This is a genomic window from Methylobacterium sp. 1973, from assembly GCF_040545035.1.
In the GTDB taxonomy this organism is placed as follows: Bacteria; Pseudomonadota; Alphaproteobacteria; order Rhizobiales; family Beijerinckiaceae; genus Methylobacterium; species Methylobacterium fujisawaense.
The window spans coordinates 35,945-55,239 of sequence record NZ_JBEPLA010000006.1 but is presented as its reverse complement, the minus strand read 5'-3'; the positions used below and the strand labels follow the sequence as shown (position 1 = coordinate 55,239).

Below are 19,295 nucleotides of genomic sequence, written 5' to 3'. Positions count from 1 at the left end.
CGCATCGTCCCGGCGCGCGACGCGGGGCGATCCGGTGGCGCCCGGAATCCTGCTGTCACGCTCCCCAGAATCGGCTCGCGGCTTTCGCGATGACGGCTGCGGGCCTGCTCATTCCCACTCGATGGTGCCCGGGGGCTTCGAGGTGATGTCGTAGGTGACCCGGTTGATGCCCTTCACCTCGTTGATGATCCGGGTCGCGACGCGGCCCAGGAAGGCCATGTCGAACGGGTAGAAATCGGCGGTCATGCCGTCCACCGACGTGACGGCGCGCAGCGCGCAGACATGATCGTAGGTGCGGCCGTCGCCCATCACGCCGACGGTCTTCACCGGCAGGATCACCGCGAAGGCCTGCCAGATCGTGTCGTAGAGGCCAGCCTGCCGGATCTCGTCGAGGTAGATCGCGTCGGCCTTGCGCAGGGCCTCCAGCTTCTCGGCGGTGATCGTGCCGGGGCAGCGGATCGCCAGGCCCGGGCCCGGGAACGGGTGGCGGCCGACGAAGCCCTCGGGCAGGCCGAGTTCCTTGCCGAGGACCCGGACCTCGTCCTTGAACAGCTCGCGGAGCGGCTCCACGAGCTTCATGTCCATGCGCTCGGGCAGGCCGCCGACATTGTGGTGGCTCTTGATGGTCACGGACGGGCCGCCCGTGAACGACACGCTCTCGATCACGTCCGGATACAGCGTGCCCTGCGCCAGGAACTTCGCCCCGCCGATCTTCTTCGATTCGGCCTCGAACACGTCGATGAACAGGCGACCGATGGTCTTGCGCTTGACCTCGGGATCCGAGACGCCCTCGAGGGCCGCGAGGAACATCCCCGACGCCTCAACGTGAACCAGCGGGATGTTATAGTGGTCGCGGAACAGGGCCACGACCTGTTCGGCCTCGCCCAGGCGCAGGAGGCCGTGATCGACGAACACGCAGGTCAGCTGGTCGCCGATCGCCTCGTGGATCAGCACGGCCGCCACGGCGGAATCGACGCCACCCGACAGGCCGCAGATCACCTTCTCGGAGCCGACCTGCTCGCGGATCTTGGCGATGGCCTCCTCGCGATAGGCGCCCATGGTCCAGTCGCCCGAGCAGCCGGCCACGTCGCGCACGAAGTTGCGGATCAGCAGGGCGCCGTGGGGGGTGTGTGCCACTTCCGGGTGAAATTGCACCGCGTAGTAGTTGCGGGCCTCGTCGGCCACCGCCGCGAAGGGCGCGTTCTTGGAGATCGCCACGGTGGTGAAGCCGTCCGGCAGCTTGGTGACGCGGTCACCGTGGCTCATCCAGACCGGGTACTTCTCGCCCTTGTGCCAGACGCCCTGGAACAGGGGGCAATCGGCCAGGATCTCGACCTCGGCCCGGCCGAACTCCGCGTGGTGTCCGCCCTCGACGGCGCCGCCGAGCTGGGCCGCCATCGTCTGCTGGCCGTAGCAGATGCCGAAGACCGGGACGCCCGAATCGAACACGAGCTGGGGCGCGCGGGGCGAGGCCTCGACGGTTACCGATTCGGGGCCGCCGGAGAGGATCACGCCCTTGGGCTTCTGCTCGCGGAACGCGGCCTCGGCCTTCGTGAAGGGCACGATCTCGCAGTAGACGCCCTCCTCCCGCACCCGGCGGGCGATGAGCTGGGTCACCTGAGAGCCGAAATCGACGATCAGGATCTTGTCGTGGTCGGTGTTCATCGCGGGCGATTATCCGAAGGCCGGGGCGGGTGCAACGCACAAGTCCGGGTTGTCCGGTCTTCCGACGCGCTGACGCCGACGGAATGCCGGATTCCGCCCGTCGGTCATACGCCCTTGCGTCGTCCCGGGGCCACGCGGCGCGACCCGGGACCCGAATCGGCCGATCCGGTCAGGCGCGCGACGTGGTCTCGGCTGGCCCGACGCGTCTGCTCTCAGTCGAAGTTGCGGACCTTGGCCGATCCGCCGAGGCTGATCGCGGGCTTTGCGGCGGCGCCGGCGAGGCTCACCTTCTTCTGGCCGGGCGGAGTCTTGGCGCGCAGCTGCGGGGCCGGCTCGGGCGCCGGCCGCGACGGCTTCAGGTGCGCCTGTCCGTGAATCACCGAGCCGATCTCGCCCGCCACGCGGATGAGGTCGTCGCGCTCGCAGGAGCGGGCGACCTTCAGCCCGAGCTTGTGCATGTGGCTCTTGCCATAGAGGTAGGTGGCCAGCTGCGCGCGCTTCAGCGGCGGGATCTGCTCCAGGATCAGCGGCAGGTCGAAATCGTCGGCCCGGTAGACGGAGCCCAGGACCTCGAGGGTTACCGGGCAATCGACTTCGGGCTCGGCTCCGCTGGTCGGATGCGCTTGCGTCATGGATGCCTCTCGGAGGTCGATGGATCGGGATGCGGGTCGGATGCCCCGGAGCCGGGGTCGAGTTCAACCCCTATCGGAACGGTGAGGTTCGCAATCCGGTCCTCCGTCGGCGCCGGAGCCGGGCTCGGGGCCGGGACGGTCTCGGGTTTCCAGGCACCGAGGCAGCCGGTGCAGACGGATTCGATCACCGCACGGGCATGGGCCTGCCGGCGCGCCCAGAGCATCTCCCGGGCCACGCGCGCGGCCTCGGCGTCCGGTAGGGGGCGGATGCGGATGTAGAGCGGCTCCTGCGCGGCGACCGGAGCCGGCGTCACGGCGAGGAGCCCGAGCACGGCCATCGCGGGCTCGGCGGAGCGCCACCAGCGCCGCGGCGCCGACCATGCGGGTCCCGCCATGTCTCTCTCCCGCCCGGACCGAGCGCGATACGTCGCCCGTCAGGGTAAACCGCCTCTTAACGGACCGCCGCCGCCGCGCGGAACTTCACACGGCCATGCCGGTAGAACCAGAGGGGGCCGAGCGGGAGATGGCTTGATGCCTCAGATGTTCGACTGGATCTTCTTCGCGATCATGCTGCCGTTCCCGGCCTACCTGATCTGGGACTTCATGCGGCACCGGTAGGCCGGCCCGCGTCGCTCACCGGCCGGGCGAGGCCGCCCCACGACCGAACGGCATGGGCCGCGCTGACTCACCGACCGGCTCCGTCGCCTGCTCGTCCCGGCGCCGGTCCTGTGCGCGCCCGAGCCAGAGGCTGTTCACGAGCCACGCCACCGAGAGCGGGATCGCGGCGCCCGCCACGCCGGCGCTGCCGAATCCGACGCCCTGGATGCCCGTGAACGACCATGCGCCGACTTGGTCGCCCAGGCGGTAGACCACCGTGTCGATGAAGCTCTTGGCCTTGTAGCGATCCTCCCGCGGGACGACGGTGAACAGCACCTCGCGCACCGGTCGCGCGATGGCGAAGTTGCCGGCCCGGCGCAGGACTTGGAACGCGACGATCACGCCGATCGTGGGCCAGACGGCGAGCGCCGCGAAGCCGAGGATGCTGAAGGCTGGCAGGATCGCCAGCGTCAGGGCGACGCCGATGCGATTCACGATCCGGCCGGTGAGGAACAGCTGGATTCCCAGCGTCAGGACGTTCACCGCGAGGTCGACGCTGGCGAAGAAGGCGGTCTGCGCACCCCGGTCCGGGAAGCTCCGCTTCGCGATGCCCGCCTGCTCGAAATACAGGAAGGTCGAGGTCACCGAGAACAGGAGCAGGAACAGCGAGATGTTGAGCAGGTAGGGGGACGCGAAGGTTCGCGTGACGCCGGCGAGCACGCTGCCGCCGATCGTCCGATCCTGCCCGTCATCGGCGCTCCGGTCGCGGTCCGGCACCTCGTGCAGCTGCGTCGACAGGGCCGCGAGACCGCGCATGCAGAACACGGCGATCTCGAGGAGCACCACCGCGCAGAGCATAAGGCCCCAGGTCGGGACGTTCTTGGCGAGGATCGCGGTGGTCGCCGAGCCCGCGATGGCGCCGAGCGTCGCGCCGGCCGCGATGAAGCCGAACAGGCGCTTACCCTGGGCGTTCGAGAACACGTCGACGATCGTCGCCCAGAAGATCGAGACCACGAACAGGTTGAAGATCGACAGCCAGACGAAGAACACCCGGCCGATCCACACGCCCCACTCGGCGGGGGCGAGATAGAGCGTCAGCGCGAAGGCCAGGATGTTGGCCGCGAAGAACCGGTAGGTGATCGGCACGAACCGCGCCCGCGGCATCCGCTTCACCAGGTAGGCGAAGGGCAGGTTGAGGGCGAGCATGCCGACCAGGGTGGCGGTGAACAGCCAGGGCAGGTTTTCGATGCCGCCGGCGACGCCCATCTGATCCCGGATCGGGCGCAGGACGTAGTAGGCGGCCAGGATCGAGAAGATGTAGGCCCAGGACCACGCCAGCGCCCGACCCTCGCCGGGCTGAACGTCAATCAGGCGCGCGAGCGTGCCGCGGGCGGGTGCGGGTTCAGACATGGGCCGATCTCACCGGAATGGGCTTTCCCTCGGGCAAGCCTCCCTCACGGAGACTCGGTCCGACCCGTCGCCTCCGCAAGGCGTGGCGACGGATCGGATGACGCCCCTACTGCGCCAGTCCGAGTTTCTGGCGCATCTCCGACGCGGTCACGTCGTGACCGAAGCCCTGGGAGCCCATGGCGAACTTGTCGGCTTCCTTGAGCGGACCGACCACCACCGGATCGAAGCCGGCGTCGCGGACGAGGTCCTCGGCGACCTTCAGAGCCTCCGGGTCATCCCCGGCGATCGGGATCGCCATCCGTCCGCCCGCGCGACCCTTGCCGCCATCGGCGCCTTCCTTGGCGAAGACCTTGTAGTTGGCCGCATTGAAGGCGCGCACGAGTTTGGCGCCGGGAAAGTACTTGGCCGAGGTGGCGCCGATCCCACTGGCCTGGACCTCGTCGTAGAGCGCGCCGTCGCGCTTCTGCGTGGCGTTGCCGGCGTCGAGGACGACCTTGCCGTTGAGAGCCGGGCCGATCTCCTTCGCGAGATCCGGATAGGCCTTGTAGGGGACGGCGATGAACACGGCATCGCCGAACTTGATCGCCTCATCGGGCTTGCCGGCCTTGGCCTTCGGTCCCAGCTCCGAGACCATCGCCGCCAGCTGCTCCGGGTGGCGGGAGGCGAACATCACCTCGTGGCCGTCCTTGACCCAGAGCGTCCCGATCGTACCGCCGATATTTCCGGCCCCGATGACGCCGATCCGGATCTTTTTCGGGCTGTCCTGGGCCAGCGCGGGCATGGCCGCGGCGACGGCGAGTCCGGCCGCGAGGGCGAGCGCCGCGCGGCGCGAGGTGAGATCAGACCGCATCGATGAACATCTCCATCTGCTTGCGCTGTGCCGCATCCGGGAGCTTGCCCCGCGCGGCGCCGAGGTTGTCCTCGACATAGGCGGCCTTCGCCATGCCGGGGATCGGGCAGGTCACGGCCGGATTGCCGAGCACGTATTTCAGGAAGACCTGCGGCCAGCTCGCGCAGCCGAGGTCCTTGGCGAAAGCCGGCAGTTCCTTGCCCTGGATCGCCTTGAACAGGCGGTCGCGGCCGAACGGCACGTTGGTCATCACCGCCACGCCGCGGTCCGCGGCGAGCGGGATCACGCGCTCGGCGGCGGCACGGTTGTCGATGGCGTAGTTCACCTGGATGAAGTCGAGCGTCTCGCGCTTCATGATGGCTTCGAGCGCGTCGAGCTGGTTGTCGCGCCAGACCGTGACGCCGACATAGCGGATGCGTTTGCGATCCTTCAGATCCCGCAGAATCGCCAGATTCTCGGTCACGTCGATCAGATTGTGGACCGCCACGAGATCGAGTGTATCGACCTTCATCCGCTTGAGCGACCGCTCGAACTCCGCCAGCGTCGCATCGCGGCCGGTCGTGTCGACCTTGCTGGCGAGGAAGACTTTTTGGCGCAGGCCGGGCTCCGCCAGGATCAATCCGAGGACGTCCTCGGCGGTCCCGTAGCTCGGGGCCGTGTCGATCACCGAGCCGCCGAGGGCGACGAAGGTCTTCACCGCTTCCTTCAGCGGCGCCACCGCGTCGGGCGTCGGCTCGACCTCGTAGCGTCGGGACGTGCCGATCCCGATGGCCGGAAGCATCTCGCCGGTGGAGGGGATCGGGCGGCGGATCAGCGGCTCCGCCGCGGTGGCGAGTCGCCCTGCGAGCGGGGCGAGGGCCGCTGCGGCGATGACGGCGCGACGGGATACGGGCATGGCCGGCCTCGGACGAAATCACGACCCATCGGAAGATAGGGCGGCTTCGGCCTGTGTGCATTCATAATTCTCACGCTTGCGTGAGCACGACGCAACGGCCGGCCGCGGGCAGAAGGCTAATCCTCCTCGGGCGGATCCTCGAACTCCGCACCCTCGGTGTCGGGGGCGATGCGGAACCGATATTCGTCGATCGTCAGAAACGCCCGGTGGGCCGCCTGCGGGTCGATCCCGTCGCGGACCACGAGGGTCTGGAAGTCGATGAAGAGGCGGGCGATGCGCGCCTCTTCCGACAAGGCGGCCAGGGCGGACGAGCTGGCGCCGGCGCGCATCATGTAGCGCTTCGCCTCGCCCGCCGTGTCGGGTGCGGGCAGGACGACGACCTGCCCGGCGGTTTCCGGCTTCAGCTCTGCCCAACGCAGGGGCGTCCAGGCGATGATGGCGTCGATCTGCTTCATCGAAAGCTCCGGCAGGAGGATGGGATCCGCCTACCGGGCGCGATCGGGAACGTCGAGGCTCTCGCCATTCCCGATCAGGGCGCGCGCTCCAGCTGGCCGCGGATCTCACCCTTCGGGTTCGCGGCGGTGTGAAGGTTGAAGTAGATGCGGCCCGCAGCGAGATGGGCGGCCTTCGCGTCGTCGAGGATCGCCTCGCCGGAGAAGGGACTGCTCGCCGCCGTCACCGGAACCAGCACGCCGGCATTCTCACCGGCCTTGGCCGGACCATGGAAATGGGCGGCCGTGACCGGGCCGGTGAGACCGCTGTATCGTCCCGACCAGCTGAGGCGCTTGGCGGCAGGATCGAAGGTCGCGGTGATCTCGCCCGTGCCGGCACCTGTGGTCGCCGGGACCTCGCTGCTGCCGGTGAGGGCCGCGCGATAGGTGGCGTCGTTGCCCGCCGCGATGGCCGGGCCGGCGAGGAGCGGCACGCCCAGCACGAGAAGGGCGGCGAGGCTGGTGTTCCAACGATGGTTCGTGCGCGCTGTCATCGAACGCTCCGCGATGTGACGGGCCTTCAGGCGGCCCGTGTGTCAACCTAGCGGGCTTCGACGGACCGCACATGGCCGCCGCATCGGCGACGGTCGACTTCCGGTGACAGCCGGGCTGTCCCGTCCGCGATCGGCGGGACATGGATCGAGCCCGATCCGGACGCGCGCTTTGCGCACCCAAAACCGTTGACAGCGAGCGTCCGCTCTTCCTATACCGCGGCCACTGCACGCATCGTCCTCGCGGACGGTCGTGCCGCGTGGCGGGGTAGCTCAGCTGGTTAGAGCAGAGGAATCATAATCCTTGTGTCGGGGGTTCAAATCCCTCCCTCGCTACCATCTAACTTCTTGATTTTACTCGTTTGACCCAAACCGCCATCCGGCGGGTTTGACGTTTCTGGCCTCTGGGTTTGACGGCCGCCCGCGCTTCGGCGCGCAAACTCGGCGTCCAGCGAAGCCACCAGCGCTCGCATCTTCGGCGCCAAATCCGCACCCTTCGCATAGTGCCGGGCCATCTCGATCGTGCGCTGTCCCAGCGCGTCGGCGATGGCTCTCTCGTCGTGCCCGATCTCGCGTAGCACGACGGCCAGGGTGTGCCGCAGCCCATAGAGCGTGAGGCCTGGCTGCACCCTCCCCGCCTTCTCCAGCTTCAATCGAATCGGCCGCCACGACGCGCGGAATCCGCTGAGCGTCCAGGGTTTGCCCTCGGAGTTCGCGCACAGGGTCGGCGCCGTGTGCTCCGGCGCGGCGGCCAGGATCATCGTGAGCGGTAGCGGTGCGGGCCAGAACACTGGCTCGCCTGTCTTGGCGCGACTCGTCGACAGCTCACCATCGCGAAAGGCCTCCCGCGGTAGGCGGAGCGCCTCCTTCGGTCCGAGGCCGGTGAACATCATCAAGGCGACCGGAGTGAGGATGTGCGGCGGCGCGGCGGCCAGCACAGCTTCGCGCTCGGCATCCGACCAAGGGCGGTTGGCGTCGGGCTCACCCTTCTTCTTGCGCAGATCCTTGATGCCGGTGGCCGTGTTCGCCGGCAGGTGGCCGCGCTCCGACCCCCAGGCGAACATCAGCGACAGCACCGCCTTCACGTAGTTGCCGAATCGACGCCCCTTCCGCTCGGCCGCGCGGTCCCTGACCTTCACCACGAACGGGCGCGTGAACCGCTCAAGGTCTGTGCCGTCGATGTCCTTCAGATAGTCGAGGACCTTCTGGTAATCGGCGCGCGTCTGCGGGGCCAAGTCGGTGAAGGCCGCATGCGCGCGGTAGGCGACGATCAGGCTGCCGAGCGTGCCGGCCTTGGGCGCAGCGGCGGTCTCGGCGCTCTTCCCGATCCGCGCCACCTCCGCGAAGAACGCAGCGGATCCAAGCGGCGCCTTCTTCAGGTCGATCTTCTCGCCGGTCGTCCGGTGGTAGCACCGCATGGCGCCGTGCCGGTCCGCGAAGATCTTGAACCCCTTCACTCGGATGCGCGTCACCCGAGCCTCGCCAGGATATCCTCGTCGCTCTCCTGGTTCGCCTCGCGTTCCGGCAGCGCCTCGAAGAATAGATCGACTTGCGCGCGATCCCAAAGCACGCGCGTGCCAACCTGCTTCGGCCGAGGCATCAGCCTCTCTCGTACCATCTCGTCGAAGGTGGTCACGGAGACGCCGACGTAGCGGGCGGCCTCCAACCGCGAGATGCCCTTGGGTGCGAACGGAAGTGCGGGGCGCTCCGGCCGTTCGGATGTGCGGACGCTACGCGGCACTTCCCCCTCCCAAGTACGGCAACAGCGGTGTCAGCTCGCGCTTCTCGTGTGCGAGCCGCATCTCCTCGCGGACGGCCTCTCCGAAGGTGACGCTCGCGCCGGGCGGCACCGTGTTGGCGAGGAATTCGTCCTCGAACACCACTATGCCGACCTCGACTGCCTCCAGCTTCGCCTTGATGACCAAGGCGAGCGCCCGCCAGCGCGACCGGCAGGCCTGCTCCCATGCGGTCTCGGCCGCCGAGGCGGATCGATCGCGGCCGGTTTCGGTCTTCGTGAACTCGGCGTCTTTCGGATCTGGCATCGCGAGCCGGAACAGGATCCGCCGGCCGCGCATGGTGAAGTGGATCGCGGCCTGCGTGTCGCTCTCCATGTGGGCGAACTCGCTGGCGCCGTAGCGCCGAACGGTGGTCCGGATCTCGGAGATGCTGCGGTCCATCGGGACCGACGTGTCGGCGGCGTAGCGGCGGCTCATCAGAAAATGCCCTCCTGACGCGTCGCCCCGCATTTCGGGCAGCGATAGCGTTGCTCCGCGGTTTCCAAACGTCTGCCGGGCCGCACGATCAGATTGCCTTGGGGGCGCCAGTCGTGTCGGCACCAGTTCTGACGGAAGGCGCGGGCGGCTCCGGCGATCATCTCGATCAGCTTCGATAGCGGTCTCACGCTGCCCTCCCGCTCGTCGCCTCGGTCGGCCGCTCGCCGCGCTCGGCCAGAGCCTCGAGGTCCGGGATCATCTCGGCCCGGATCTCGCGCCGCTCGTAGCTCCAGCCAGGCAGCAGCTCGTGGATGTAGCGTCCGGCCCTGCCGTTGATCCGGTGGAAACCGGGCAGGTTCGCCCAGCTCTCCCACCATTCGCCGCGGCGCGGGCGCGCGAGGTCGACGTGCGCGGTGCTCTTCGCGCCCATGGTCGACGGGTCGGCGATGGCCGCGCGCAGGGCTTGCGCCGCCTCACCCGCGCGGCGGCGCTCGTCGTCGGTCGGCGGCGGGAGGGGCTTCGGGGCGCGCTTCGTCATGCCGCCCCCGCGATGTCGAGCGCGTCCGCCGGCGGGTTGCCGACGAACAGTTGGACAGGCGGATGTTCGACGCCCAGCACGCCGAGGTAGATCGGCGCGCCGGCCACGATGAGTGCGATTTCCTCCGGCGTCGGCAGCCAGGCCGAGACCATCCGGTTCACGCCCGGGCTGTGCGGCTCGTCGCGGATCGGCAGGCCGCCGCAGATGCCGTCCTTCGCCGGGTCCCAGCCCCGCGGCGCTCCGAGGTTGCGGGTCGCGCCCGCCACGCGTCCGATATGCATCACTCTGCTCCGGGATGTGCGGGCACATGGCCGCCGCTGAAGCCCCCGCCGCCCGGCAGCTTCACGGGATCAGGCACCGCGGCCTCGCGCCCGAGGTCCGTCAGCCCCAGCCGCATCGGCCCGCGCGGCTCGACGTGGCCGGTCGTCATCAGCCGCAGCCACGTGTCGGCGAGGAACTGGAGCCGGACGCCGCCGGCCACGACCAAGCCGTGCCGGTCGATCGCGCCCTCGCCTCCGCGGTGGTGGAGGTGCTGGAGGGCTTGCTTCTGGGCGGGGGTCACGAGCGCGCCTCCCCACCGAACAGATCCCCCTTCGCGCCCTCGGCATCGGCTTCTGCCCGGAGCTTGCGCGCGATCGCCTCCATGAGTGCGGTCTGCCGGTCGGCGAGAGCCTGCGTCATGCGCTTGACCTCGACCCAGCGCGGGTAGGCGCGCCGCCGCTGGGCAAGCTCACGCTCGGCGCAGGCGGCGAGGTCGGCGGCGGTGAAGGTCTCGCGCGTGATGGTGCTGGACTCGGCCATGGGGCTACTCCGCGAGCGTGAGAGTGGCGGCGACGATGCGCACGGCCCGACGCGCTGCTACGCTCTCGACCTGCGACCGAGAGGACCGAGCGTGTTCAAGGGCATCGTGCGTGAGGGCGAGTTGCGGCGCTGGGCGCCATGGGCCGGCATGGTGCTGCTGATACTGCTGGCGGCGGCTCTTGAAACCAGCATGGAAGGAGTTTGCTGGGACAAAGATACTGCCCGCGCCGCAAAGATCGATGAAGCCGCCGGCTGTTTCGAATTCTGGTTCAATCGATATCAGACGCTGATTGGTGCACTCGTAACCCTGGTAGCGGCTGGCATTGCGTGGATTGGTCTTAAACGTCAGCTTGAACGAGCCGATGAGCAGATCGATGTCGCGAGACGTCAGGGGCTGATTGCATTGCTGCCCGCGCTCGATCAAAGAGCTGAAAACGCCACCAGGGTATACTCGCTGGCGGCTGCCTTGGGAATGAATGCAATTAGAACCAAAGAGGCTGCCAGAACTACCCTTCAATACGCCTTCGCTCTGAGACAAAATTTTGAGAGCAATACCAATCTTGCGGCCGATATTTATGTTTATCGACACCAGGTCGAAAGGTATCGAGTCGAAATCTCGGCCTTCTCCGAGCGAATTGAGCAGTTTACAATAGAATGGCACAGAGGCCTGTTTGGTCCGGATGGCCGCTATCACTGCGAAAAAATCTGGGCGAGCCTGACCGGTGTTCTGGACACTCATCAAGACGCAATGAACAAGCTTTCCGACACAGGATCCGCCCTGCCAAGATCCGATCTTGAGTTCATGGCTGCACTTGATGCTGCAGCAAAGATTGATCAAAGGGGATTTATATTGTCCGATTTGGGATTTGATATTCCGCTGCGAGGCCTTGAGCACACAGTCGTGGAGATTGAGCGCGAACGAGATCGCTGTCGCGATGCCAGCCGCATTTGAGCGGAGATGCATTGTCCTACTCCGCGGCGAATAAGGACACGGAGACCGCGTCTACGAGCGTGCGGGTACAGTAGGGGCAGCGGAGGGCGGTCATTCAGGCAGCCTCATCCGAGCCGCTGATCGGCCGGACCTGGAAGCACGTCGCCGTGCTCGCCTCGGCCTCGCAGATCAGGGAGCCGTAGCCGAGGAGCGTCTCTACCTTCTCGCCCCGGCGAACAGCCCGGACGGTCAACTCCAGCAGGGTGCCGTCCGTGAACCGGACCGCGAAAAGGCCGCCGCGGCCCTCGTACCGAGCGCGGCGGCGTTCGTTGATCGTCTCGCGGTGGACGACGCGGCGCTGGGACGACGAGTAGCCGGACCATTCGCCTTCGAGGACGTAGCGAGCCATCTCAGGCGGCCTCTTCGCGCTGGCGGGCCGCGGTGCCCGCGCGGTGCCCGGCCTGCCACTTCGCCAGCCGTGCGGGATCCGCCTGGATCTCCGCGTTGAGGCACTTCCCCGTGCCCTTCTCGCCGTCGCTGAAGCCACGGCCGAAGTCCGGGTCGCGCTCGTCGCCCTCGGACGGCGGAGGCTGGACGACGGTCGCCGTACCGTCCTCGACGAGGGGCTGATCGCCTTCGGCCGGCGTGTCCCGCTCCGGCGCGTCGAGCAACGGGCTCTGCACGGGTCGGAAGCCCGGCGCCGGCTCGCCCCGGCCGCGCAGATCGTAGAGGGCGTCGTCCCGCCGGAACAGCTCGGCGAGGTCGGTCGACATCGGGAGGCGCTTGGCGAGACGACGCAGCACCGTCTTGCGCGCCATCTCCTCCCACCAGTCCACCCACGGCCCCTTGGTGGCGGCGCGGCTGACCTTGCGGACCTTCTCGATGTCGGCGAACGACATCACCTCGCGGTAGATCCCGCCATCCTTGGTCTCGGCGATGGCGTAGGCGCAGCGCACCTTGCCGCGGTCGCCGTCGAAGATCGGGCGGTGCTCGATCCTCTCTTCATCACCGAGCGCGTATTCGAACTCGTCACCCTCGAAGACGACGTGCGCCCGGATGCTCTTCAATTCGCCCGAGTTGCGGATCTTCTTGAGGATGCCGCCGATCATCGGCATCCACTGGACCTTGTTGTTGAAGATCACGAGCGCGCCTTCACGCTTGTCCGGCAGGAGGCCATCCTGCGCCGACCGCATGCACGCCTCGAACAGCGATTGCCGGTCCGCCGTGAGGAGGCTCGGGTCGCTGGTGACAGCGGTGATCGCGACCCGGATGAATTGCTCCGGCCGAATGTGCGAGGGTAGCGCGGCAGCTACCTGCCCCTCCATGCGCTGGAGGTCGCCGCGGAAGCTCTTCGCCTGCTGCTGCCGCTCCTCGGCGACGGTCAGCCGTTGTCCCTGTGCCATGGTCGTCTCCGATGTCAGAAGGCGGCGCCGAACCACGCCGGCAGGTGGTCGAGGTCGATCTCCTCGAGGGGCTGGTGGTCGACCCACGGGCCGTCGCCATGCGCCCGGCGCGCCGCCGTGAAGTTATCCAGTGCGCGGCGCACGGATTCCTCGCCGACGCCGACCAGAGCGCTCCCGGGGGACATGACGCCGCCCCAGGTGAGCGGGGCACCGGTGGAGGCCCAGAACACGAAGACGAGGGCGTAGTCCTCGGCGGCGGCGACCCGGGCGAGCCACGCGGGGTCGTGATCGCCGTAGACCTGGCCAGCCGAGACGAAGGCGGCGAGGCGGGCGCGGGCCTGGAGGTAGGCCGCGGCCTGGGTCGGATAGCTCCACTGAGCCAAAGCCCGACGGCAGGACGCTACGAAGGGCATGCCGTCCTTCGGGCGGGTCGACTTGAGGTCGACCACGGCGCGAGGCTTGAGATAGTCGAACCGGGCTTTGCGGCGCACTGGCTCGCCGCCGATCTCGTCCGTCCAGAACAGCGAGACCTCGGCCGCCCCGCCCTCGAATGAGCCGACGAGATGCGGGTTGTCGAGCACCGCGCACCCGGCGGCGGTAATCCGGTCGTAATCGGCGGCCTTCAGCACCGCACGGCTGGCGTCGGCAGCCTCCCGCAGCAGGTGGTCGAGCATCCGCGGCGGTTCGACCCCGTCGGCGAGGCAGCGCTCGCGGATCAGTTCGACGCTGGCGGCCTTCGTCTTGCCGGGCTTCACGTCCCGGTCCTTCAGCCACGCGCCGAGATGATCGGCGGTGACGAGGAGGTCGTCGCCCTCGGGGTAGCGTTCGAAGCGGTCGAGGAAGGCGGGCGGGCCCTCTAGGACGAACTTGTGCACCGCCCGGCCGACGAGGCGGGCCGGGGTGTCGTCGTCCTCGGCGGGCCGGTGCGGGTTGAGGGCCGATCCGTACCAGTAGGCGGCCGGCTCGGTGGCGAGTTGCTTCAGGTCGGTCGAGCCGAGGGCCGGATCCGCATGGTAGGCGGCCTCGTCCAGTCCGAAGTGGATCCCGTCGGGAATCTTGCAGACGGTGACGAGGTGGGCTGGGGTGACTGCGTCCACGGGGCGCTCCTCAGAAGGGGATGTCGTCGGGGAAGCGGCGGGCGCGGCTGCCCGGCACCGGGCCGGGCGAAACCTCGGACGGCTCGCCGAAGGTGAGGCGCTCGAACTCGACGAGGCGGATGGCCTCGACGGCCTCCAGCACGACGAAGGCCTGCCCAGGGTTCTGGCGCGCGAGGCGCTCGGCCTCGTGGATCGCGCTGAGCTTCGTCTCGTGCCGGTAGTGGGTCGGCCCGGAGCCGTGGACGAGCCAGTAGGGTTCGAGGTGCAACGCCATCGTCACGCCTCCGCGGGCACGGCCTGCCCGGCGACGCCGAGCCCGGCGTTGATGGCGGCGGCGAGCATCTCGGCCCGCTCGCGGTCGAGGCTCGGGGAGCCGGCCGGGAGCAGCAGCGCGAACACCGTCCCGTCGGCGTCGGCGAGGCCGCGCAGGGTGCTCTCGCAGGCGCGGACCGGCGCCCGGATGCCGAGGAAGGTCGCTCGCTGGGCGAGCGTGACGGCGCGGGGCTCGCGCATCTCGAAGGGAAGCACGGAGCGGGTCATCACGGTCTCGGTGTGAGTGAAGGGAGGGAGGGTCACAGGCGTCTCCCGGCAGCCCGGAGCCGCGTGCGCGCGTCGGCGAGCACGGTGACGTCGTCGCGCCCGTCGAGGTCGACGCGAGTCTCGGCGGTGAAGAGGGCGATGCCGGCGGCCATGCTGGCGGCCGTGGCCTTCTCCAGCGCCTCCTCCAGGATGAGCTCGACGACCGCGCGGGGCTGGTCGAGGCCGGTCCGGGCGAGGAGGACCTGCAACTCGCCGACCTGGCCCTCGAGGGTGCGCAGGATCGCGTAGAGGTCGGCGCTGTTGCGCTCGGCCATCCCGTGGGCCGCAACGTGCCGCGGGAGCGCGTGGGCGATCTCGCTGTAGGTCGGCAGGCCGAGCAGAGCGGCCCGCTCGTCCACCGCCGCGATGAAGACCTCCTGGTTGAAGGTCAGAGGCTGGGTCGCGCTCAACGGACGCCTCCATCCTGCAGGTTGCTGACGAGGGCGCGGTCCGCACGGAAGACGGCGAGCTGCTCGCGCATGTCGGCGATCCAGGCGCTGTCCTCGCCCCCGCAGCGCCCGAACGAGCCGAGGTGGCCGTGGTCGAAGGCGCACAGGAAGCTAGCGACGGCGTCGGCGAGCGCCGCGCCGCTCGGGAAGGCGACGGGCTCCAGCGCGTCGAGGCTCTCGGCCGGCAGGGCGTGCCGGTGCGCTTCACGGAAAGCGTTCATGCTGCCTCGCGGAGTTGATCGGCCTCGAAGTCCGCGATGGCGGCCAGCTCGTCGGCGGCCTCCAGCGCGAGGGAATCGGCGTGGTCCTGGGCGGCGAAACAGGCCGCGGCCCAGCAGTCGAAGTCGTCGCCGAGGAGGCCGTAGGGGCTGTGCGCCGCGTAGCCGACGGAGGAGCCGGTGATCCGGTAGCCGACAGGGAGGTCGAGGCGCGCCATGATCAGGCCGCCTCTGGAACGAGGGCGAGCGAGCGCGGAGTGACCGCGTCACCGGCCACCAGCCGCGCCTCGACGTAGAGGTCGGCAGCTCGCAAAAGATGCTCCCGCGCCCTGTCGACAGTCTGCGGAGCCGTTAGCGGTGCGGGCGTCTCCGGCGCGTCGAAGAACGACGCGATCGGTGCGCCTGTCAGCTTGGCGATGATGCTCAGCGCGATCGCGCTGATGCGGTTCGTGCCCTTCTCGTACTTCTGGAGCTGGGCGGCCGAGACGCCGATCTCGGCGGCGACGGTGCGCTGGGTGAGACGAGCCCGGATCCGGGCGGCGCAGATGCGCGCACCAATCCGGACGTCGACGTCGGTGGCGGGTTGGCCGGACATGTCAGCGCCCCCAGCCGAGGGACATGCCGACAGCCGGCACGCCGAACGCGAGAAGGACCGAGCTGACAAAAATCAGCGTGAGGACGAGATCTGCGGGGGCATCGAGCATCTGCGGCTCCATCGGCTCGGTGAGCGGCGATGGCTGATACTACGCATCGTGCGTAACGCTTGTCAACGCATAATGCGTAGCCACGGGCGGTGCGTCCTTCCGCTCTGCGCAGAATGCGTTGTCCACAGCCGTGCACAGCCCAACCCACGGCAGGGTCGCAACGATTCCAGCAATAGCGGATTGCGCGCGACGATGTTCTTCTTTCGTTCTAGCGTTCGATCCAGGCTATGACGGCCGAAACAGACGACAGGATCAGCAATGGCCCACGCGCAGTATCACGCTGTACAGCCGTTCGTGAGAGGCGGTCGCGGAGCAATATCGGCCGGACCTATCCGGCAGTGTCCAAGTCCTGAGGCTGCTAAGCGCTTGGCTGAACGCCTCGTCGAGGAGAAGAAGGCAATCGGTGCGCTCGCCTACTCTCGACCTGGCGCCAGCAGTGCCGACGAATTTGCCGAGCCGACGTTTCTAGCTCGGATCGGCGAAGTCCCCGAAACTGATGATTTCTAGCGCGGCTTGATCCAGGCGACCTTGGCAGACCAGTTGATCTCCTCAACCTCGATAGGCGGCAATCCGCCTGTCGAGACGAGGAGGTAGGGGCCGCCGTCGCGTCCGCGAAACACCTTCTTCACGTAGACCTCTTCCTCTGAGATCCACACAACGCAGAGCTGCCCAATCCACTCGTCGGGCAGTCCGCGAACTCGCTGATCATAGTAGATCAGCCAATCATCTTCGGCGAGGCCGGGCATCGAGTCGCCTCGCACGCGGGCAGCTACTGTATCTGGCGACGATCCCGGGGGGCGCGGTGCCCTGTCATATCCGCCCTGTGGCTCGCCGTTGAAGACGATGCGCGCTCCTGCGCCTACGTCACCGACAATCGGCACGGTGTCATCCTTGGGCGCATCCAGCCGGGGCCCGCCCTCTAAGATCCATTCCCAGCGTGTCTTGTAGGCATTCGCGTATCGCTTTGCCGTCTCTCGGCTGGGATTACGATCGCCGTTCTCGTGGCCGAGATACGTCGGTACCGCCCATCCGAATGCTCGCGCCGCCTCAGTGGCCGTGTTGAAGCCAGCCTTCTTGCGTAGGTACTGCAGGCGCTCGGCGATCGAATCCATGACCGCCGCTTCGCACAATGCATTACGCATTGTGCGTTGACATGCGCTACGCATCAGGCGTAGCGTGCTCGTCGCCATGGAATCCGTCGCCGAAATCATCGCTGCACTCGGGGGGCCTACCGCCTTCGGTGTGATCTGCGGGTTCTCCAAGAACCCAGGCGCGCGCGGCAGCGATATGCGCCAGCGCTGCTCTATCCCGGTCGTCTACTGGCCACGGATCGTCGAGGCGGCCCAAGCGAAGGGCATCTCGATCGACAACGATGTGCTGGTGCGAGCTCATCTCCAGCGCGAGCGCGGTACCGCCCCCGTCGAGGGAGCGGCCGCGTGAGGGGCGCTCAGCGCAGCCACCAGAGCACGGCGATCGCGACGGCTTCCATCAGGCTTACGAGCGCCAGCACGCCAGAACCGATCAGAATGAGGTGCGCATCCTCGCTGCGTCCACACTGCACAAGCCTAACCCGCTGCGCCAAGTTTTCGTGCGCCGTTTCAAGCCGATTGATCACGTTTTCCAGGTCGCACACGCGGTCCTCAAGGGCCTGGATTTGTTCTTCAGAATTCATCGGCTGCCCTGGGGAGAGTGAGGCGGCGCTCTCGACGGCGCACTTGTCCTACCGGTGCTGCATACCCAGTACCCGTCGAGTCTCCTGTAGCAGAACCTCGTGCCGGACCGCGGCAGGTCCATGGTTCGGTGTGCTCCTGCTCTCCTGTGCAATCAGCTCTTGGAACCGTGGTCGCTTCACTGCTCGTGGCCCAACCGATTTCAAAAGGGCAGTCATCACCGCGCGCGTTGCTTCCATGCGGTGGTTGGCTTCCGAGACCTCCAGTGCTGCGCGGACTTTCAGCTCTTGGAAGGCCTCCCGCAGATCCTCCAACTCTCTGCGGAGTTCGGCCTCTTCGGTCGCGGTCATCCCTCTCCCCTGTAGCTGTGTCTCGCGGCACCTCCTGAGGTCGAACGCGCGCGATGTCCACGGTGTAGCGCGCATAGCGTCTGTCGCGCTCGTTGCTGCGTCGCTGCTGGGCGCCTGCGAGGCCGACGAGGTCGCTGCGCGCGCCACGCTGAAGGATCTCGGCTTTCACGGCATCGCCCTGTCGCGGGCGCCGCTGACCGGCCGACCCTGCGCGTGGGGCGAGCCTTTCGCCGTACGGTACCGGGCCGTGACCGAGGACGGGCGGATCGTCGCCGGCACGCTGTGCAGCGTCGACGAGGCGACCGAGGACGCGCGGCTGCTCCCCGATGTGGAGGGCCGGCGCTGATGCTCGCGGCACTGATGTTCCTCCTCAAGCTGATGTCGGTGGTGTCGCTCGGCACGCTCGTCGGCGCCCTGCTCGGCTTCCGGCCGATCATCGCGGCGATCACCGTGCTGCCGGCGCTCGTCGTCGGCTGCCGCGCCCTGGCGGTGCTGTGATGAGCGCCGCCCCTCGCCTTTCGCCGCGTGTCCCCGCCGTCGCCAGCGTCGGGGCCTCAGCCTCGGTGGCGGTCTCCTGCCTGGAGCCCACCGTGACCGACGCTTCCGACCTCTCCCGCCCGGCCTGGGCCGTCCGCGTCGCTGCCGACGACGCACTCGCCCTCGCGGCGCGCACGGATCACCTCGCGCACCTGTGCCGCGAGGACGCCGGCCAGAACCTCAACAGCCTTGCCGACGCCACGCGCCGCCATGCCGAGGAACTGGATCGGGCTGCTGCGTTCGTCGCGCGCTGCGAGCGGATTCCTGGGCTCATCGCGATGGTCGAGGCGATGGAACGCGGCACGCTGTTCGTGCCGGTCGAGCCGGTCTCCGCCGGTCGTTCGCCCCTGCCGGCGGATGTTGTCGTTGTCGGCCAGGACAACGCCGCCTCGCTTCGCGAACGCGTGGGCCGTGGCTTGGCGCGTCTGAAGAGGCGCGCCTGACATGTCGTTGTGCGTGCACATCGCCCGATCGTCCATCGTCCTCGCGAAGAATAACGCGGGCGTCGGATCAGTGTCGCTAACGGCGAATGCTGGCCTGTGCATGATTTTCCCCCATCGCAGCGGTCGCAGGCTCACGCCTCCCGCCAGCGAGCGACCCGGCCGAGACCATCGCAAACTCGGACCCTCGGCCGGGTCGTCCCTTCTCCTGCGCGTCCGTCCATGCCGCCAAGCCAGCGGTCGCGCTGTGTGTCGTGCGTACTCCGTCAACCTCCCGCATTCGCTGCGCTCCTCTGCGACATCCGCAAGATGTCGCGAAGGAATGGGCCAGTGT

At 68.2% G+C, this 19,295-nt stretch carries 31 protein-coding genes and 1 tRNA gene; 6 read left to right on the top strand and 26 right to left on the bottom strand.

Features of this window, described 5'->3' with window-relative positions; all coding sequences use genetic code 11:
* Positions 1-108: 108 nt before the first annotated feature.
* The 8 genes from guaA to ABIC70_RS13270 all read right to left on the bottom strand — a co-directional run bounded on the left by guaA (position 109) and on the right by ABIC70_RS13270 (position 7,034).
* On the bottom strand, positions 109-1,665 hold the full coding sequence (gene guaA / locus ABIC70_RS13305; RefSeq protein WP_354439901.1) for a glutamine-hydrolyzing GMP synthase: 1,557 nt from the start codon (positions 1,663-1,665) through the stop codon (positions 109-111).
* Positions 1,666-1,877: 212 nt separating this feature from the next.
* Positions 1,878-2,297, bottom strand: a complete 420-nt coding sequence (locus tag ABIC70_RS13300; RefSeq protein ID WP_043352116.1) for a hypothetical protein — start codon at positions 2,295-2,297, stop codon at positions 1,878-1,880.
* Complete coding sequence (locus tag ABIC70_RS13295; protein ID WP_043755553.1) at positions 2,294-2,692, bottom strand: hypothetical protein; 399 nt, start codon at positions 2,690-2,692, stop codon at positions 2,294-2,296. The genes ABIC70_RS13300 and ABIC70_RS13295 overlap by 4 nt, the downstream gene beginning before the upstream one ends.
* A gap of 238 nt (positions 2,693-2,930) precedes the next feature.
* Positions 2,931-4,304, bottom strand: a complete 1,374-nt coding sequence (locus ABIC70_RS13290; RefSeq protein ID WP_354439900.1) for an NTP/NDP exchange transporter — start codon at positions 4,302-4,304, stop codon at positions 2,931-2,933.
* Positions 4,305-4,410: 106 nt separating this feature from the next.
* A complete protein-coding gene (locus ABIC70_RS13285) occupies positions 4,411-5,154 on the bottom strand; it encodes an NADPH-dependent F420 reductase (protein WP_354439899.1) in 744 nt (247 codons plus the stop codon).
* Positions 5,144-6,049, bottom strand: coding sequence for an aldo/keto reductase (locus ABIC70_RS13280; protein WP_354439898.1), 906 nt, complete (start codon positions 6,047-6,049; stop codon positions 5,144-5,146). Before ABIC70_RS13280 ends, ABIC70_RS13285 begins: the two co-directional genes overlap by 11 nt.
* Positions 6,050-6,165: 116 nt before the next feature.
* On the bottom strand, positions 6,166-6,504 hold the full coding sequence (locus ABIC70_RS13275) for a hypothetical protein (protein ID WP_043348958.1): 339 nt from the start codon (positions 6,502-6,504) through the stop codon (positions 6,166-6,168).
* A 74-nt stretch (positions 6,505-6,578) separates the two neighbouring features.
* Positions 6,579-7,034 carry a CHRD domain-containing protein gene (locus ABIC70_RS13270; RefSeq protein ID WP_279900162.1) on the bottom strand — a complete coding sequence of 152 codons (456 nt, stop codon included), beginning with the start codon at positions 7,032-7,034 and terminating at the stop codon, positions 6,579-6,581.
* 259 nt (positions 7,035-7,293) lie between these two features.
* Here ABIC70_RS13270 and ABIC70_RS13265 point away from each other — a divergent pair.
* Positions 7,294-7,370, top strand: a tRNA-Met gene (locus ABIC70_RS13265).
* Here ABIC70_RS13265 and ABIC70_RS13260 read toward each other — a convergent pair.
* The 7 genes from ABIC70_RS13260 to ABIC70_RS13230 form a co-directional block, all read right to left on the bottom strand.
* Entirely contained in the window at positions 7,349-8,503 is a 1,155-nt protein-coding gene (locus ABIC70_RS13260; protein ID WP_354439897.1) for a tyrosine-type recombinase/integrase, read from the bottom strand. The two genes, ABIC70_RS13265 and ABIC70_RS13260, sit on opposite strands and share 22 nt — an antisense overlap.
* On the bottom strand, positions 8,500-8,667 hold the full coding sequence (locus tag ABIC70_RS13255; protein ID WP_354439896.1) for a hypothetical protein: 168 nt from the start codon (positions 8,665-8,667) through the stop codon (positions 8,500-8,502). The genes ABIC70_RS13260 and ABIC70_RS13255 overlap by 4 nt, the downstream gene beginning before the upstream one ends.
* 94 nt (positions 8,668-8,761) lie before the next feature.
* On the bottom strand, positions 8,762-9,244 hold the full coding sequence (locus ABIC70_RS13250; RefSeq protein WP_354439895.1) for a hypothetical protein: 483 nt from the start codon (positions 9,242-9,244) through the stop codon (positions 8,762-8,764).
* Between the two features lie 184 nt (positions 9,245-9,428).
* Positions 9,429-9,782 (bottom strand): hypothetical protein, encoded by a 354-nt coding sequence (locus ABIC70_RS13245; protein WP_354439894.1) that lies wholly within the window; start codon positions 9,780-9,782, stop codon positions 9,429-9,431.
* Positions 9,779-10,063, bottom strand: coding sequence for a hypothetical protein (locus ABIC70_RS13240; RefSeq protein ID WP_354439893.1), 285 nt, complete (start codon positions 10,061-10,063; stop codon positions 9,779-9,781). The genes ABIC70_RS13245 and ABIC70_RS13240 overlap by 4 nt, the downstream gene beginning before the upstream one ends.
* Positions 10,063-10,344, bottom strand: coding sequence for a hypothetical protein (locus ABIC70_RS13235; RefSeq protein ID WP_354439892.1), 282 nt, complete (start codon positions 10,342-10,344; stop codon positions 10,063-10,065). The genes ABIC70_RS13240 and ABIC70_RS13235 overlap by 1 nt, the downstream gene beginning before the upstream one ends.
* The gene (locus ABIC70_RS13230) at positions 10,341-10,583 is read right to left on the bottom strand and encodes a hypothetical protein (RefSeq protein ID WP_354439891.1); all 243 of its coding nucleotides are present in this window, start codon (positions 10,581-10,583) and stop codon (positions 10,341-10,343) included. Before ABIC70_RS13230 ends, ABIC70_RS13235 begins: the two co-directional genes overlap by 4 nt.
* Positions 10,584-10,674: 91 nt before the next feature.
* On the opposite strand from ABIC70_RS13230, the gene ABIC70_RS13225 reads away from it, so the two are divergent.
* On the top strand, positions 10,675-11,535 hold the full coding sequence (locus ABIC70_RS13225; RefSeq protein ID WP_354439890.1) for a hypothetical protein: 861 nt from the start codon (positions 10,675-10,677) through the stop codon (positions 11,533-11,535).
* A gap of 94 nt (positions 11,536-11,629) precedes the next feature.
* Here ABIC70_RS13225 and ABIC70_RS13220 read toward each other — a convergent pair whose 3' ends face one another.
* The 9 genes from ABIC70_RS13220 to ABIC70_RS13180 are packed head-to-tail and all read right to left on the bottom strand — an operon-like array spanning position 11,630 to position 15,855.
* On the bottom strand, positions 11,630-11,923 hold the full coding sequence (locus ABIC70_RS13220) for a hypothetical protein (protein WP_354439889.1): 294 nt from the start codon (positions 11,921-11,923) through the stop codon (positions 11,630-11,632).
* 1 nt (position 11,924) lies between these two features.
* Positions 11,925-12,917: a recombinase RecT gene (locus ABIC70_RS13215; RefSeq protein ID WP_354439888.1), complete on the bottom strand. Its 993-nt coding sequence runs from the start codon at positions 12,915-12,917 to the stop codon at positions 11,925-11,927.
* A 14-nt stretch (positions 12,918-12,931) separates the two neighbouring features.
* A complete protein-coding gene (locus ABIC70_RS13210) occupies positions 12,932-14,014 on the bottom strand; it encodes a PD-(D/E)XK nuclease-like domain-containing protein (RefSeq protein WP_354439887.1) in 1,083 nt (360 codons plus the stop codon).
* 10 nt (positions 14,015-14,024) lie between these two features.
* Positions 14,025-14,288: a hypothetical protein gene (locus ABIC70_RS13205; RefSeq protein WP_354439886.1), complete on the bottom strand. Its 264-nt coding sequence runs from the start codon at positions 14,286-14,288 to the stop codon at positions 14,025-14,027.
* A 2-nt stretch (positions 14,289-14,290) separates the two neighbouring features.
* On the bottom strand, positions 14,291-14,590 hold the full coding sequence (locus ABIC70_RS13200; RefSeq protein WP_354439885.1) for a hypothetical protein: 300 nt from the start codon (positions 14,588-14,590) through the stop codon (positions 14,291-14,293).
* The gene (locus ABIC70_RS13195) at positions 14,587-15,003 is read right to left on the bottom strand and encodes a hypothetical protein (RefSeq protein WP_354439884.1); all 417 of its coding nucleotides are present in this window, start codon (positions 15,001-15,003) and stop codon (positions 14,587-14,589) included. The genes ABIC70_RS13200 and ABIC70_RS13195 overlap by 4 nt, the downstream gene beginning before the upstream one ends.
* Complete coding sequence (locus tag ABIC70_RS13190; RefSeq protein ID WP_354439883.1) at positions 15,000-15,263, bottom strand: hypothetical protein; 264 nt, start codon at positions 15,261-15,263, stop codon at positions 15,000-15,002. The genes ABIC70_RS13195 and ABIC70_RS13190 overlap by 4 nt, the downstream gene beginning before the upstream one ends.
* Entirely contained in the window at positions 15,260-15,478 is a 219-nt protein-coding gene (locus tag ABIC70_RS13185; RefSeq protein ID WP_354439882.1) for a hypothetical protein, read from the bottom strand. Before ABIC70_RS13185 ends, ABIC70_RS13190 begins: the two co-directional genes overlap by 4 nt.
* A 2-nt stretch (positions 15,479-15,480) precedes the next feature.
* Positions 15,481-15,855 carry a helix-turn-helix domain-containing protein gene (locus ABIC70_RS13180; RefSeq protein ID WP_354439881.1) on the bottom strand — a complete coding sequence of 125 codons (375 nt, stop codon included), beginning with the start codon at positions 15,853-15,855 and terminating at the stop codon, positions 15,481-15,483.
* Positions 15,856-16,330: 475 nt separating this feature from the next.
* On the opposite strand from ABIC70_RS13180, the gene ABIC70_RS13175 reads away from it, so the two are divergent.
* Positions 16,331-16,471, top strand: a complete 141-nt coding sequence (locus tag ABIC70_RS13175) for a hypothetical protein (protein WP_354439880.1) — start codon at positions 16,331-16,333, stop codon at positions 16,469-16,471.
* On the opposite strand, the gene ABIC70_RS13170 is transcribed toward ABIC70_RS13175, so the two are convergent.
* Positions 16,468-17,154 carry a LexA family transcriptional regulator gene (locus ABIC70_RS13170; protein ID WP_354439879.1) on the bottom strand — a complete coding sequence of 229 codons (687 nt, stop codon included), beginning with the start codon at positions 17,152-17,154 and terminating at the stop codon, positions 16,468-16,470. The two genes, ABIC70_RS13175 and ABIC70_RS13170, sit on opposite strands and share 4 nt — an antisense overlap.
* On the opposite strand from ABIC70_RS13170, the gene ABIC70_RS13165 reads away from it, so the two are divergent.
* The gene (locus ABIC70_RS13165; RefSeq protein ID WP_354439878.1) at positions 17,153-17,404 is read left to right on the top strand and encodes a hypothetical protein; all 252 of its coding nucleotides are present in this window, start codon (positions 17,153-17,155) and stop codon (positions 17,402-17,404) included. The genes ABIC70_RS13170 and ABIC70_RS13165 overlap by 2 nt on opposite strands.
* A 7-nt stretch (positions 17,405-17,411) precedes the next feature.
* On the opposite strand, the gene ABIC70_RS13160 is transcribed toward ABIC70_RS13165, so the two are convergent.
* On the bottom strand, positions 17,412-17,636 hold the full coding sequence (locus ABIC70_RS13160; protein ID WP_354439877.1) for a hypothetical protein: 225 nt from the start codon (positions 17,634-17,636) through the stop codon (positions 17,412-17,414).
* 693 nt (positions 17,637-18,329) lie between these two features.
* Between ABIC70_RS13160 and ABIC70_RS13155 the strand changes: the two genes are divergently transcribed.
* Positions 18,330-18,482 (top strand): hypothetical protein, encoded by a 153-nt coding sequence (locus ABIC70_RS13155; protein WP_354439876.1) that lies wholly within the window; start codon positions 18,330-18,332, stop codon positions 18,480-18,482.
* A gap of 92 nt (positions 18,483-18,574) precedes the next feature.
* Positions 18,575-18,964, top strand: coding sequence for a hypothetical protein (locus ABIC70_RS13150; protein WP_354439875.1), 390 nt, complete (start codon positions 18,575-18,577; stop codon positions 18,962-18,964).
* Positions 18,965-19,295 lie beyond the last annotated feature (331 nt).